Raw genomic sequence first — 14693 nt, 5'->3', positions numbered from 1 at the left:
CGCCGAGCTGGAAACCTCCGGCGTGGAAGTGCGTTCGCGCCTGAAGTTCTGCCCGGCCGCGCCGCTGATCTTGCCGTACCACATCGCCCTGGACCAGGCGCGCGAACGCGCTGCCGGCGGCAAGGCGATCGGCACCACCGGCCGCGGCATCGGCCCGGCGTACGAAGACAAGGTGGCGCGTCGCGGCATCCGCATCGCCGACCTGCACTATCCCAAGCAGCTTGAAGAGCTCCTGCGCACCGCGCTGGACTACCACAACTTCGTGCTGACCAAGTACCTCAACACCGACGCGATCGACTTCCAGAAGACCTACGACGAAGCCCTGGCCTTCGGCGAGTACGTCGAGCCGATGAAGTCCGACGTCGCCGGCATCCTGCACGACCTGCGCAAGCAGGGTAAGCGCGTGCTGTTCGAAGGCGCCCAGGGCGCGCTGCTGGACATCGACCACGGCACCTACCCGTACGTCACCAGCTCCAACACCACCGTTGGCGGCGCACTCGCCGGTGCCGGCGTGGGGGCCGATGCGATCGACTACGTGCTGGGCATCGCCAAGGCCTACGCCACCCGCGTCGGCGGCGGCCCGTTCCCGACCGAGCTGGACGATGAGATCGGCCAGGGCATCCGCGACCGTGGTGCCGAGTACGGCGCCTCGACCGGCCGTCCGCGTCGCTGCGGCTGGATGGACATCGTCGCGCTCAAGCGCGCCGTGGCCATCAACGGCATCAGCGGCCTGTGCATCACCAAGCTCGACGTGCTCGATGGCATGGAGAAGCTGAAGGTCTGCATCGCGTACGAATACCGCGGCAAGCGCACCGAGTACGCGCCGCTGGACGCCCAGGGCTGGGAAGAGTGCACCCCGGTGTACCTGGAGTTCCCGGGCTGGACCGAGAACACCCACGGCATCACCAACTGGGACGACCTGCCGCCGGCGGCCCGTGCGTACCTGCGCGCGCTGGAAGAGCTGGCCGGTTGCCCGATCAGCATCGTCTCCACCGGCCCGGATCGTGACCACACGATGGTCCTGCAGGACCCGTTCGCCTGAGCGGACCGCCGGTCCCGGGCCATGCCCGGCGCCCGGCCGGGTGGCTGACACGGCCCCAATGAAAGAGCCCCGCGCAAGCGGGGCTTTTTCGTGGGTCAAGGTGAATCGGACCCATCCCGGCCGGCGCTCGCCGGTCAAGAACGCGCCGGTCAGCGCCGATAACCGGGCACTCCCCCCGGTTTGGATCGATATCATGGATTTCTTGAGGAACGTCAGCGTCGTCTGGCGTCTAGGTATGGGCTTTGGCCTGTTGTTGCTGCTGGTGGCCGCCGTCGTGGCTACCGGCGCCACCGGCAGCGTGGTGCAGAAGCGCGCGATGCAGGACGTGGCCGAGGTCAGCGTGGCCAAGGTCCGGCTGCTGTCGGACATGCTCGACGCGAACAACCAGATGATGGTCGTGCGCCGTGAAATGCTGATCCGCCAGGGTGAAGCGCGCGAGGCCGACGAGGCCCGCATCGCCGACCTGGTCAAGCGCTACGAAACCAGTTGGACCGCCTACCAGGCGCTGCCGGGCGATGCCGAGGGCAAGCAGATCGGCGAGGAGATCGCCGCCCGGCGCGCCACCGCCCGTCCATTGAACAAGCAGACCAGCGAGCTGATGCAGCAGGGCGACTTCCCGGCCGCCGTCGCGTTGACGCTTGGCGCGGTGCAGGATGCAGCCAACGGCTGGAACAAGGCTCTGGCCAATGGCGTGGCCTACGAAGAAACCCAGAGCCGCGAGGCCGCCGCCGAGGCGATCCGGCTGGGTGAGCGCACCCTGCTGCAGCTGCTGGTACTCGGCGGTGTGGCGCTGCTGGTTGGCATTGCGGCCTCCGTGCTGATCGGGCGCAGCCTGACCGGCCCGCTGGCCCGGGCAGTGGGCCTGGCCGAGCGCATGGCCAGGGGCGAGCTGGACCAGGACTTCCGCCTGGGCGGCCGCGACGAACTGACCCAGCTGGGCGAGGCGATGGCCAGCGTGCGCCACAACGTGCAGGCGGCGATCACCGCGCAGCTCGACATGGCGGGTCAGCACGAGGCCGGTGCGATCAGCTACCGCATGGACGAAGCGGCGTTCCCCGGCGACTACGGGCGCATGGTGCATGCCACCAACGAACTGGTTGCCTCGCACGTGGCGGTCGAGTTCCACATGGTCGAGGTGATGCAACGCTATGCGATCGGCGACCTGAGCCGCGACCTCGACAGCTACCCCGGCGAGAAGGCGGTACTGACCCGCACGATGGCCACGGTCAAGCACAGCCTGGAAGCGATCAATGCCGAGATCGACCTGCTGGCCCGGGCCGCCAGCGCGGGCGATTTCTCGGTGCGCGGCAATGAGGCGGCCTTCCAGTTCCAGTTCCGCGCAATGGTGGCCAACCTCAACGGCATGATGGCCAGTTCGCAGGCCAGCATCGCCGATCTCTCGGCTGTGCTGCGCGCGATCTCCGTCGGCGATCTGACCTCGCGCATGGACGGCCACTACGAAGGCGTGTTCGCGCAGATGCGCGACGATGCCAACGTTACTGCCGCGCAGCTGACCGGCATCGTAGGCAAGATCCAGCTCGCGGCGGGCAGCATCAACGATGCCGCCCAGGAACTGGCTGCCGGCCACAACGACCTGTCGCGCCGCACCGAGCAGCAGGCCGCCAATCTGGAAGAGGCGGCCGCCTCGATGGAGGAGCTGACCTCCACCGTGCGCCAGAATGCCGAGCTTGCCAGCCAGGCCGACCACGAGGCGCACGCCGCCGGCGCGGCGGTGAAGGCCACCGAGCAGGCCATCGCGCAGATGGCGGCGGTGATGGGCGAGATCGACCAGTCGTCCGCACGCATCTCCGAGATCTCCTCGGTGATCGACGGCATCGCCTTCCAGACCAACATCCTGGCCCTGAACGCGGCAGTGGAAGCGGCCCGCGCCGGCGAAAACGGCCGCGGTTTCGCCGTGGTGGCCAGCGAAGTACGCACCCTGGCCCAGCGTGCCGGCGTCGCCGCCAAGGAGATCAAGGACCTGATCGACGACGCCAGCGCCAAGGTCAAGACCGGCCTGAGCGTCACCGTGGAATCCGAAGCGGCGATCACCCGCCTGACCCAGGCCAGCTCGCGCACCAATCAGTTGATGAGCGACATCGCCGCCGCCACCAAGGAACAGGCGGCCGGCATCGAACAGGTCAACCAGGTGGTGGTGCAGATGGACCAGGTGACGCAGCAGAATGCCGCGCTGGTCGAAGAAGCCACCGCGGCCAGCCGTTCGCTGGAACAGCAGGCCAGCACCCTCACCGACGCGGTGGCGGTGTTCAAGCTGGACACGGGCAGCCTCGCACCGATGCGCCGGGTCGCCTGATCCGACGGGCGTGCATGCGCGGCACCGCAGGACGGTGTCGCGCAAGCAGTGTGTTGACCGCACGGCGGAACGGCTGGCGGAGTTCCCTTTCGCCACCCGGTTCCAGTACCGTGGCAGGCTCCGCCACCGCGCCAGGCTGTGCATGATCATCCGCCCCATGACGCCCGACGACGTCCACGCCGCCAGCGCCATCTGCCTGCAGGCGTTTACCATCGCCGTCGCGCCATCGCTGTCTGCGCAGGGTGTCGCCACGTTCGGTGGGGTCGCTTCGGCCGAGGCATTCACCGCACGCCTGCAGGGCGACAACGTCATCCTGGTCGCGGTCGACGAGCGCAAGGTGCGTGGCGTGGCCGAGCTCAAGGAAGGGCGGCACGTGGCGATGCTGTTCGTGGCACCGGACTGCCAGCAGCGCGGTGTCGGTCGTGCATTGATGACGGCGCTGTTGACGCATGCGCGTGCGCCGTTGATCACGGTCAGCGCGTCGCTGCCCTCGGTGCCTGCCTATGCCCGCTATGGCTTCGTCTGTGCGGGCGACGTCGCCACGGCATCGGGTCTGGTTTACCAGCCCATGCACACACCGCACCACATCGCGGCACCGGTGGGCTGATCCGGATGCGGACGCTTGCGCTGCTGGAGGGCGGCTGCGCCCTCTGTGGACACGTGTTCGCGCATCCGGCGCTGGGTGACCATGCTTATGGCGAGGCACTCCTGTGCAGTGCCGACGGCCATCACGTCGTGGTGGCCAGTGCGTTCGACCCGGTGCCACAGCGCGTGGCGGCCCTGTTGCCGGCCGGCGCGGACGCACGGTTCTGGCCGGTGCTGGCCGCGCTGGCCGACCCGATCGGGGGCCAGCCGCTGGTGCACGGCCTGCGTTGCCCGCAGTGTGGCGGAGCGCAGCTGCGCTACCACGACGGCCATCGCCGCGGGACGCAGGCGGTGGCCAACGCGGGATTCGTCGCCGCGACGGCCTTGACCGACCTGGATCTGCAGGCGGCCATCGAGCACCACCTCGCGGCGTAGCGCAGGCTACCCACGGCAGGGCTTTTCAGCGATGCTCTGCGCAGGACAGGGGGCAACATGGACAACAGGGATCAAGGCCGCACCGAGGACAACGTGCCGGCGATCGCGCCATCGGGCGGACACCCCGGTGCCGCGCCAGGGGAGGGGGCACCCACCGACTGGTCGGTGCTGCCCGTGGTACGGGGCAGCGAGGACTCGGTGGTCATGGTGCTGTGGCGGCTGCTGCGGCAGGAACCGGCCTTGATCGTCAGCGCCGGTTACGTGCTGCTGTCGCTGCTCGGCCTGTGGTCGAGCTATTTCTTCTACCTGCGCTTCGAGCTGTCGATCCTCGACTACCTGCAGATCAGCGATTTCCTGGTGGCCGGGCTGCGTGATCCCGCCTACGCCGCGATCCTCGGCGGCGGCATCGCACTGGCCATTGTGGTGGGCTGGCCGGACACCCTGCGTCGGCGCAACCCGGCGAAGGTGGACGCGCTGCGCGCGCGCCATTGGGGCTGGCGCCTGCTGTTTTCGCGTTCGCCGCTGACCAGTTGGGATATCTCCGGCGTGCGCCCGCTGACCGGACTGTGCATGGCCGTCGCATTGTTCATGGCGCTGGGCGCGGCGATTTATTCGCTGGACAAGGCCGAAGGCATCCGCACCGAAGGGCAGGGCAACAGGGTGACCGTCCATCTCACTGGCGACGTGGCACCGCTGCAGGGTGACGCACGCCTGCTCGGCAGCAGCAGCGCGTTCGTGTTCCTGTGGTGGCCGCAGCAGCATCGCGCGGAGGCCGTGCCGATCTCGGCGATCAAGCGCCTGCAGGCGGCCGTGGTGGCGCCCAAGGCCGTTGCCGCGCCCAAACCGGCGCCTGCGGCGCGATGAGCGCGCCAGGGTGGCGTCGTTTGAAAACACCGCCGCACCCCGCGCAGGACGCCATGCTGCTCGAGTGCGGCACCCGCTGGTGCGTGTACTTCAACGGCATGGACTTCGTGGCCGTGGCCCCGGAGCAGATCGAACGACTGCAGGGCTGCCTGCGCATCGAAGCGCTGTCGGCCGGCGGGCTGGCGTGCAACAACAAGGCACTGCCCGCACCGCGGTGATCCGTGCTGCGACGACGGCACCCCGCCGTCGCAGCGACATCCCGCGCTAGGCCAGCGTGCGCACCTTGGGTTCGCGCGCCCACTGGCGGGTAGCGGCAACGGCGATGAAGCCGGCCGCATCTTCGGCTTCGACCACGCCGGCATCGTTGCCCACGCGCGCGGCCTTCAACAGCGCCTGGGCCCCTTCATCGGCGGCGATGGCTTTCAGGTGGGCCCAGGCGTCGGCCACGAAGTCGATGGCCGCCGATTCCCTGGTCAGTCGCTTGGCCGCGTCGGCGCTGAGCACCACCGCCACGGCGTCGAACACCACCGAGGGCGTGCCGGCGAGCTGGCCATCGGCCGGCTGCACCTTGCCATCGCTGAGCGCGCCGCCGCCGATCTTGGGGGCGACCAGTTTGACGCTGGCCCCGGCCTTGGCCGCTGCCTTGCGCAGGGCATTGATTACTCCGGCATCCGATCCGGCATCGAACAGGATGCCGATGCAGCGTCCCTTGAGGGTGTCCCGGGTCCGGCCGATCACGCGCACTTCCGGCGCCGCGGGAAGGTCCTGCGCCGGCGTCGCCGTGGCGGCCGGGTCGGGCAGGGCCGGCATCGCCAGGCCCGCTGCCACCCGCTTGGCCAGGCCCTCATCGATGTTGCGCAGGTGGCTCACCGTGCGCTCGCGGATGCGCGCCGTCTCCACCTTGGACAGTTCGAACACCAGCGCCGAGGCCAGGTGTGCCTGCTCCGGTGCCTCCAGGCTGCGGAAGAACATCCGAGCCTGGCTGTAATGGTCGGCAAAGCTCTCGGCTCGCACGCGGCCCTTGCGGCCATCGTCGGGCGCGGTGGCGTGGCTGGGGAACCCGTCGGCGCTTTCGCGCGGGCTGTCGTCCTGCAGCGAGCTCGGCTCGTACGCCACCCGGCCTTTGGGCACGTCCATCTGCATATGCCCGTCGCGCTGGTGGTTGGCAAAGGGGCATTTGGGGGTGTTGATCGGAATCTGGTGGAAGTTCGGCCCACCCAGCCGGCTCAGCTGCGTATCCAGGTAGGAGAACAGGCGACCCTGCAGCAGCGGATCGTTGCTGAAATCGATCCCCGGCGGTACGTTTGCCGGGCAGTACGCCACCTGCTCGGTTTCGGCGAAGAAGTTGTCCGGCCAACGGTCCAGCACCATCCGGCCGACCACCGTCAACGGTACCAGCGATTCGGGAATGATCTTGGTCGGGTCCAGGTGGTCGAACGGGAACGCATCGGCCTCCTCCTCGGTGAACAGCTGCACGGCCAGTTCCCACTCGGGGAAGTCCCCGGCGCTGATCGACTCGAACAGGTCGCGCCGGTGGAAGTCGTTGTCCGCGCCCTGCAGCTTCACGGCTTCGTCCCACACGGTGGACTGCAGTCCCAGCTTGGGACGCCAGTGGAATTTGACGAAGGTGGATTCGCCGGCGTCGTTGAGCAGGCGGAAGCTGTGGATGCCGAAGCCCTCGATCATGCGCAGCGAGCGTGGAATGGCACGGTCGCTCATGGCCCACATGACCATGTGCATCGATTCGGGCATCAGCGAGATGAAATCCCAGAACGTGTCGTGCGCGCTCGCTGCCTGGGGAAAGGCGCGATCCGGTTCCATCTTCACCGCATGGATCAGGTCGGGGAACTTGATCGCATCCTGGATGAAGAACACCGGGATATTGTTGCCGACCAGGTCCCAATTGCCTTCGCGGGTGTAGAACTTGACCGCGAAACCGCGTACGTCGCGCGGCGTATCCACCGAGCCGGCGCCACCGGCCACGGTGGAGAAGCGGGTGAACACGGGGGTGCGCACACCGACCTCGCTCAACACCCGTGCGCGCGTGTAGTCGCCCAGCGAGCGGGTCAGCTCGAAGTAGCCGTGGGCCGCACTGCCGCGGGCGTGCACGATGCGTTCGGGAATGCGCTCGTGGTCGAAGTGGGTGATCTTCTCGCGCAGGATGAAGTCTTCCAGCAGCGTCGGCCCCCGCGGCGTGGCGCGCAGGGAATTCTGGTTGTCGGCCACCGGGATGCCCTGCGCGGTGGTCAACTGGGGATGGCCGCCCCCCGCGCGCTGGTGGAGTTCGTCGCCTGTACCGCGCGCGTCGGTGGAGGCAGGGGCGGGCTTGCGGGGCTTGCTGGTGGCCATGAGGGCTCTCCGGGCTGGCGGGGTGGCAACACCTCACACTGGCAACCCGGGCGTTAACCAGCGGTGCGAAAATGGCCGGCAGCATGCACCTGCGCTTCACGCGACGGGTATCCTTGGCGCGTGTTCCTTCCCAGCCTGCCGTGCCATGCGCGTTGAACCCGCCGACATCGAAGCCCTCTTCGACGCGATCCCGGACGTGTTGTTCTTCATGAAGGACCGCCAGGGCCGCTACACGCACATCAACCAGACGATGCTGCGCCGGCTGGGCCTGAAGTCGCGCAAGGAGGTGATCGGCCGGACCGCCGCGGAAATCTACCCGACCGGGCTGGGCGCCGACTACGCCTCCCAGGACGCGCAGGTGCTGGCCGGCAAGGTGATCGAGAACCTGATGGAACTGCACCTGTTCGCCAACCGCGAGCCGGGCTGGTGCCTGACCTGCAAGCGCCCGCTGCTGGTCGAGGGCCAGGTGCAGGGGCTGATCGGGATTTCGCGCGACCTGGGCCAGAAGGACAGCCTGGGCACCCAGTACGAGCAGCTGCGCCTGGCGCTGGCGCATCTGAACGCGCACTACGCCGAGAATGTACGCATGCAGACGCTGCTGGACATCACCGGGTTCTCGCTGTCCAAGCTGGAGCGGACCTTCCGCAAAGTGTTCCAGATGACCCCGCAGCAGGTGCTGACCCGCCTGCGCATCCAGATGGCGGTCCATCTGCTGCATGGTCCGGACACCATCGCCAGCATCGGCCAGGCCTGTGGCTTCACCGACCAGAGCGCGTTCACGCGCAAGTTCAAGGCCGAGGTCGGGGTATCGCCGCGTGGCTACCGCGCCCAGATCGGCGAACGCGCCGAGGCCTGAGCGCGGCCCCGGCCGACCCGGCCTTCCGGCCTATCCCGTCATGCCGCCGGACGCGGTATCGTGTCGCACTCGTTGCCCGCCAAGCGATCCCGATGCCCGCATCTCCGACTCCGGCTCCTGCCGCTTCTCCCGCCAACGCCCGCCTGGGCCACGCGCTCAAACCCCGCCAGCTGATCATGATGGGCTTGGGCAGCGCGATCGGCGCGGGTCTGTTCCTCGGCTCCGGCGTGGGCGTGCAGGCCGCCGGGCCGGCAGTACTGCTGTCCTACCTGGTCGCCGGCGCGCTGGTGATCATCGTGATGAACGCGCTGGGCGAAATGGCGGCGGCCAAGCCGACCAGCGGCGCGTTCTCGGTGTACGCCGCCGATGCGATGGGCGCCACCGCCGGCGCCACGGTGGGCTGGTTGTGGTGGGTGCAGCTGGTGATCGTGATCGCCGCCGAGGCGGTTGGCGCGGCGGGCCTGCTGGCCACGGTGTGGCCAGTGATTTCGGTGCCGATGGCGGCGCTGGCCTTCATGGTGTTTTTCACCGCGATCAACCTGCTGGGGGTGAAGAACTTCGGCGAGTTCGAGTTCTGGTTCGCGATCCTCAAAGTGGTGGCGATCGTGGCGTTCATCCTGATCGGCGCGGCGCTGCTGCTGGGCTGGCTGCCCGATGTGCCGTCGCCGGGCCTGAGCAATTTCACCGCGCACGGTGGCTTTGCGCCCACGGGGCTGGCCGGCGTCGGCGCGGCCCTGCTGGTGGTGGTGTTCGCCTTCGGCGGCACCGAGATCGTGGCGGTGGCCGCAGCGGAAACCGAAGACCCCGAGCGCAGCATCGCACGCGCGATCCGCACCGTGGCCTGGCGCATCCTGGTGTTCTACATCGGCTCGCTGAGCGTGATCATCGCCGTGGTGCCGTGGACCAGCGAGCTGCTCAAGTCGCCGTTCGCGGCGGTGCTGGAGGTGGCCAGGATTCCCGGTGCGGCCACCGCCATCACCCTGATCGCGGTGATCGCGCTGCTGTCCGCGCTCAATGCCAATCTGTATGGCGCCTCGCGCATGATGTTCTCGCTGGCGCAGCGCCGCGAAGCGCCGGCCGTGCTCGGGTGGACCGATCCGCGCCAGGTCCCCATCATCGCGGTGCTGGCCAGCGTGCTGTTCGGCTTTGCGGCCACGGTGATGGAACTGCTGTTCCCGGAGCGGGTGCTGCCGGTGCTGCTCAACATCGTTGGCTCGACCTGCCTGCTGGTGTGGACGATCTCGTTGCTGTCGCAGTTGATCCTGCGCCACCGCGCCAACCGTGATGGCACCCGCCTGCCGTTCCGCATGGCCGGCTATCCCTACCTGACCGTGCTCGGCCTGGGCGTGCTGGCGCTGATCTTCGGCCTGCTGCTGTCCGAAGCGCACACCCGCCTGCAGTTCCTCTCGATGGCGGCGCTGACCGCAGTGATCGCGATCACCAGTGAAGTGGCACGCCGCGTGCGGGCCAACCGTCCGGGCGATTGACCGGCACCACGAGGCATCTCCCAACAAAAAACGGCCCGCTTGCGCGGGCCGTTTTTCATTGCGTCAGGGCAGGGAGGTTCAGACCTCCACGCCCTCGTCTTCCTTGTAGGCATCGACCGGGATGCAGGCGCACATCACGTTCTTGTCGCCGTAGACGTTATCCACGCGTGCCACCGGGGGCCAGTACTTCTGCTGGCGCAGGCTGGCCAGCGGGAAGGCCGCCAGCTCGCGCGGGTAGGCATGCGCCCACTCGCTGGCCGAGACCGCGGTGGCGGTGTGCGGCGCATTCTTGAGCGGGTTGTCCTCGCGGTCCAGGCGGCCGTCCTCGATCGCGGCGATTTCCTCGCGGATCTGGATCATCGCGTTGATGAAGCGATCCAGTTCGTGCAGCGATTCGCTTTCGGTCGGTTCCACCATCAGCGTGCCGGCCACCGGGAAGCTCAGGGTCGGGGCATGGAAGCCGAAGTCGATCAGGCGTTTGGCCACGTCCTCGGCGGCGATGCCGGAGGTCTTCTCCAGCGGACGCACGTCCAGGATGCACTCATGCGCCACCAGCCCGTTGCGGCCGGTGTACAGGGTCTTGAAGTGCGGGGCCAGGCGCTTGGCGATGTAATTGGCGTTGAGCAGCGCGACCTGGGTCGCCTTGCGCAGGCCGGCGGTACCCATCAGGGTGATGTACATCCAGCTGATCGGCAGGATCGAGGCGCTGCCGAAGCTGGCGGCGCTGACCATGCCCACGTCGCCTTCGCCGCCCAGCACCTTGGGCAGGAACGGCGCCAGGTGCGATTTGACCGCGCACGGGCCCACGCCCGGGCCGCCGCCGCCGTGCGGAATGCAGAAGGTCTTGTGCAGATTCAGGTGCGACACGTCCGAGCCCCACTTGCCGGGCTTGGCCACGCCCACCAGGGCGTTCATGTTGGCACCGTCGGTGTACACCTGGCCGCCGTGCTTGTGGATGATCTCGCAGATCTCGACCACTTCCTCCTCGAACACGCCATGCGTGGACGGGTAGGTGATCATCAGCGCGGCCAGGCGGTCGCTGTACTTCTCGGCGTTGACGCGGATGTCCTCGACGTCGACGTTGCCGTTGGCATCGGTCTTGGTCACCACGACCTTCATGCCGCACATCTGCGCCGAGGCCGGGTTGGTGCCGTGCGCCGAATCGGGGATCAGGCACACGTCGCGGTGGTCGTCGCCGCGCGAGCGGTGGTAGGCGCGGATCGCCAGCAGGCCGGCGTACTCGCCCTGCGCGCCGGAGTTCGGCTGCAGGCTGACGGCGTCGTAGCCGGTGCACTCCACCAGCATCGCTTCCAGGCCGTCGATGAGTTCCTTGTAGCCGGTGGCCTGGTCGGCCGGGGCCAGCGGATGGATGTTGGCGAACTCCGGCCAGGTCACCGGGATCATCTCGGCGGTGGCGTTGAGCTTCATGGTGCAGCTGCCCAGCGGGATCATGGTGCGATCCATCGCCAGGTCCTTGTCCGCCAGCGAACGCAGGTAGCGCAGCAGTTCGTGTTCGCTGTGGTGGGTGTTGAACACCGGGTGGGTCAGGAAGGCGCTGGTGCGCACCAGGCCGGCCGGCAGCGCGTCGGCGGTGGTGGCGTCGAGCGCGTCCACATCGACGTTCACACCGAACAGCTGGCCGAGCGCGACGATGTCGGCACGGGTGGCGGTTTCATCCAGGCTGATGCCGACCGCTTCGCTGTCGATCGCGCGCAGGTTGATGCGTGCGGCGGCCGCCTTGGCGTGGATCGCCCCGGCGTCGATGTCCTTGATGTGCAGCGTATCGAAGAAGTGCTCGCCGACGTTGACGCCGGCGCCGCGCAGCGCGGCCGCCAGGATGCTGGCCAGCCGATGCGTGCGGCGGGCGATGCGGGTCAGGCCGTCCGGGCCGTGGTACACGGCATACATCGAGGCCATCACGGCCAGCAGCACCTGCGCGGTACAGATGTTCGAAGTGGCCTTCTCGCGACGGATGTGCTGCTCGCGGGTCTGCAGGGTCAGGCGGTAGGCGGCATTGCCCTGCGCATCGACCGACACACCGATCAGGCGGCCCGGCATCGAACGCTTGTAGGCATCACGGCAGGCCATGAAGGCGGCATGCGGGCCACCAAAACCGAACGGCACGCCGAAGCGCTGCGAGTTGCCGACCACGATGTCCGCGCCCCATTCGCCGGGGGCGGCGATCAGGGTCAGGGCGAGCAGGTCGGTGGCCACCGCCACCAGGCCGCCACGGGCATGCACGGCATCGGCCAGCGCCTTGTGGTCGCCGATATGGCCGAAGGTATCCGGGTACTGCAGCAGCACGCCGTAGGCCTCCGCCTCCAGCGCCTCGGCCGGAGTGCCCACGCGCAGCACGATACCGAGCGGTTCGGCGCGCGTGCGCAGCAGCTCCAGCGTCTGCGGGTGCACGGCGTCGTGCACGAAGAAGGTGTCGGACTTCGACTTGGCCGAGCGCTTGGCCAGCGTCATCGCTTCAGCCGCGGCGGTGGCTTCGTCGAGCAGCGAGGCGTTGGCGATTTCCATGCCGGTCAGGTCGGCGCACAGAGTCTGGAAGTTGATCAGCGCTTCCATGCGGCCCTGCGAGATTTCGGCCTGGTACGGGGTGTAGGCGGTGTACCACGCCGGATTTTCCAGCACGTTGCGCAGGATCACGTTCGGAGTCAGCGTGCCGTAGTAGCCCTGGCCGATGAAGGTGCGGAACACCTGGTTCTTGTCGGCGATGGCGCGGATCTTGGCCAGTGCCTGCACTTCGGTCAGCGAATCGGGCAGGGCCAGCGGTGCCGGCGACTTGATCCCGGCCGGGACGATCGCATCGGTCAGCGCATCCAGCGACGCGTGGCCGACCACGTCGAGCATCTGCGCGATCTCGGCGTCGTTCGGGCCAATGTGGCGTTCGACGAACGCGTGGCTGTGTTCAAGCTCGCGCAGGGAAGGGGTGTTGTTGGACATGGCTGGCATCTCGGAGAGTGGGCACGCACGTTCGGAAGGCGGCCGGGCCGTGGCGCGAACAGGCGCGAGCCACCGGACCCTGCGGTCTTCCTGGGTGCCCCTCTGTCCTTTTGCCTGAGAGTTTAAAAGCGCGCATCTGCGTGCTCCGTGCCCCTTCGGCGCCGGCACTCGCCGGTCTCTCCAGAGTTGTGGTGCGGGTGGTATCGGGCCTGAGCGATTACGGGCGTTGCGCCTTCGGCAGCGGCTGGCCCAAAACGACCGTCCGCTTCTCCCACCATGTAGCCAGGCGATTATAGCCCAGCGGCCTGATCCGCTGCGTCCCTACGCCACATGAATACGGGGTGGTATGGGCGCCCGATCAGGGCCGTGGCGATGGTGCCCGGCCACACAAAGGCCTATCATCACCGGATCCTCGTATTCATCTGGCGCCGCCCGTTCCGGGCTGGCGCCCGCCGTGCGTTTGCGCATGGCCCAGACGGAAGACCGCATGACGCCCGCCTCGCCCTCGACCCGCCGCCTGGCCCTGCTGCTCGCAGGCCTGGCGATGTTCGGTCCGTTCTCGATCGATACCATCTTCCCGGCCTTCCTGCTGCTGGGTGAACGCATGCAGGTGGACCAGGTCGCCGTGCAGCAGACCATCAGCGTGTACCTGCTTTTCTACGGCCTGATGAGCCTGGCGCACGGCCCGCTGTCGGATGCGTTCGGTCGCAGGCGGGTGATCATCGGCGGGCTGGTGCTGTTCATCGCCGCGTCGGTCGGCTGCGCGCTGTCGCGCGACATGCCCACGCTGCTGGTGTTCCGCGCCCTGCAGGGTGTGACCGCCGGCGTCGGCGTGATCGTGGGCCGCGCGGTGATCCGCGACCTGTACCACGGTGCCGATGCGCAGCGCCTGATGAGCCAGGTGTCGATGATCTTCGGTGTGGCCCCCGCGATCGCGCCGATCATCGGCGGCTGGATCCTGCTCGGCGGCGGCGACTGGCCGCTGATCTTCTGGTTCCTGGTGGTGTTCGCGGTGGTGCTGCTGCTGGCCACCGGCAAGTGGCTGCCCGAAACCCATCCGGTACAGGCGCGCACGCCGCTGTCGATGCGCGCCCTGCTGCGCAGCTATGCGCGCATGGGCTCGCACCCGCGGTTGCTGCGGCTGGCGGCGGCGGGTGCGTTCAACTTCTCCGGCATCTTTCTCTACATCGCCTCGGCGCCGGTGTTTGTGATGCACCACCTGAAGCTGGGCGAGGGCGGGTTCGCCTGGCTGTTCATTCCCACCATCGGCGGCATGACGATGGGGTCGTTCCTGTCCGGGCGCATGGCCGGCCGGGTGGTGGCGCAGCGGCAGATCGCGATCGGCTTCGGCCTGTGCGCGCTGTCGGCGCTGCTCAACCTGGGCTACGTGCTGTCGGTGCCGCAGATCGCGCTGCCGTGGGCAGTGCTGCCGATCTTCCTCGGTGGCGTCGGCATGGCGCTGATCTTCCCCATTCTGGCGCTGGCGGTGCTGGACATGTATCCGCAGCAGCGCGGCCTGGCCTCGTCGATGCAGATGTTCATCCAGCTGATGATCAACACCGTCGTCGCCGGCGTGGTGTCGCCCCTGCTCAGCGGCAATCCGCTGCATCTGGCATTGGGCTATGCGGGCTTCTTCGCCATCGGTGCGACATTCTGGTACTGGGAGCGGCACTGCGAGCGCCGCGACGAGGCCCTGCTGCCGCCGGGCTGACGCCTGCGGCACGCCGCGGCGGCGCAGGGCGGCGTCGCCCCGCGGCTGGCTGCCCCCCAATACCGGCCAGGGCATGCCCTGGGGGCCGCTTGCGGCCGGTA

Annotated in this window: 11 protein-coding genes and 1 riboswitch; of the genes, 9 read left to right on the top strand and 2 right to left on the bottom strand. The window is 68.3% G+C overall.

Annotated elements, in window-relative coordinates; translation table 11 throughout:
- From ACPEH1_RS17305 to ACPEH1_RS17280, 6 genes are all read left to right on the top strand, one after another.
- Positions 1-1042 (top strand): adenylosuccinate synthase (locus ACPEH1_RS17305; protein ID WP_423716118.1); only part of this gene is annotated, 1042 nt, incomplete at its 5' end.
- A gap of 193 nt (positions 1043-1235) precedes the next feature.
- Positions 1236-3356: a methyl-accepting chemotaxis protein gene (locus ACPEH1_RS17300; RefSeq protein WP_423716117.1), complete on the top strand. Its 2121-nt coding sequence runs from the start codon at positions 1236-1238 to the stop codon at positions 3354-3356.
- Positions 3357-3498: 142 nt separating this feature from the next.
- Positions 3499-3963: a GNAT family N-acetyltransferase gene (locus ACPEH1_RS17295; protein WP_423716116.1), complete on the top strand. Its 465-nt coding sequence runs from the start codon at positions 3499-3501 to the stop codon at positions 3961-3963.
- Between the two features lie 5 nt (positions 3964-3968).
- Complete coding sequence (locus tag ACPEH1_RS17290) at positions 3969-4376, top strand: hypothetical protein (protein WP_017354827.1); 408 nt, start codon at positions 3969-3971, stop codon at positions 4374-4376.
- Between the two features lie 57 nt (positions 4377-4433).
- Positions 4434-5240 carry a hypothetical protein gene (locus ACPEH1_RS17285; RefSeq protein ID WP_287250234.1) on the top strand — a complete coding sequence of 269 codons (807 nt, stop codon included), beginning with the start codon at positions 4434-4436 and terminating at the stop codon, positions 5238-5240.
- Positions 5241-5260: 20 nt separating this feature from the next.
- Entirely contained in the window at positions 5261-5458 is a 198-nt protein-coding gene (locus tag ACPEH1_RS17280) for a hypothetical protein (RefSeq protein ID WP_136003103.1), read from the top strand.
- Positions 5459-5504: 46 nt separating this feature from the next.
- Here ACPEH1_RS17280 and ACPEH1_RS17275 read toward each other — a convergent pair whose 3' ends face one another.
- Positions 5505-7589: a catalase gene (locus tag ACPEH1_RS17275; RefSeq protein ID WP_136003104.1), complete on the bottom strand. Its 2085-nt coding sequence runs from the start codon at positions 7587-7589 to the stop codon at positions 5505-5507.
- 145 nt (positions 7590-7734) lie between these two features.
- Between ACPEH1_RS17275 and ACPEH1_RS17270 the strand changes: the two genes are divergently transcribed.
- Together ACPEH1_RS17270 and ACPEH1_RS17265 are read left to right on the top strand one after the other, a co-directional pair.
- Positions 7735-8445 carry an AraC family transcriptional regulator gene (locus ACPEH1_RS17270; protein ID WP_017354831.1) on the top strand — a complete coding sequence of 237 codons (711 nt, stop codon included), beginning with the start codon at positions 7735-7737 and terminating at the stop codon, positions 8443-8445.
- 92 nt (positions 8446-8537) lie between these two features.
- Positions 8538-9932, top strand: a complete 1395-nt coding sequence (locus tag ACPEH1_RS17265; protein WP_423716115.1) for an amino acid permease — start codon at positions 8538-8540, stop codon at positions 9930-9932.
- 78 nt (positions 9933-10010) lie between these two features.
- Here ACPEH1_RS17265 and gcvP read toward each other — a convergent pair whose 3' ends face one another.
- Positions 10011-12890, bottom strand: coding sequence for an aminomethyl-transferring glycine dehydrogenase (gene gcvP, locus ACPEH1_RS17260; protein WP_026070574.1), 2880 nt, complete (start codon positions 12888-12890; stop codon positions 10011-10013).
- Positions 12891-12973: 83 nt separating this feature from the next.
- Positions 12974-13075: riboswitch (glycine riboswitch) on the bottom strand.
- Between the two features lie 293 nt (positions 13076-13368).
- Here gcvP and ACPEH1_RS17255 point away from each other — a divergent pair.
- A complete protein-coding gene (locus ACPEH1_RS17255) occupies positions 13369-14592 on the top strand; it encodes a multidrug effflux MFS transporter (protein ID WP_026070575.1) in 1224 nt (407 codons plus the stop codon).
- The last annotated feature ends 101 nt before the right edge of the window (positions 14593-14693 follow it).

The organism is Stenotrophomonas sp. NPDC077421, assembly GCF_049545505.1.
Classification (GTDB): Bacteria; Pseudomonadota; Gammaproteobacteria; order Xanthomonadales; family Xanthomonadaceae; genus Stenotrophomonas; species Stenotrophomonas nematodicola.
Note: the sequence above shows the minus strand (reverse complement) of the source record. Positions and strands in the feature narration are given on the sequence as shown.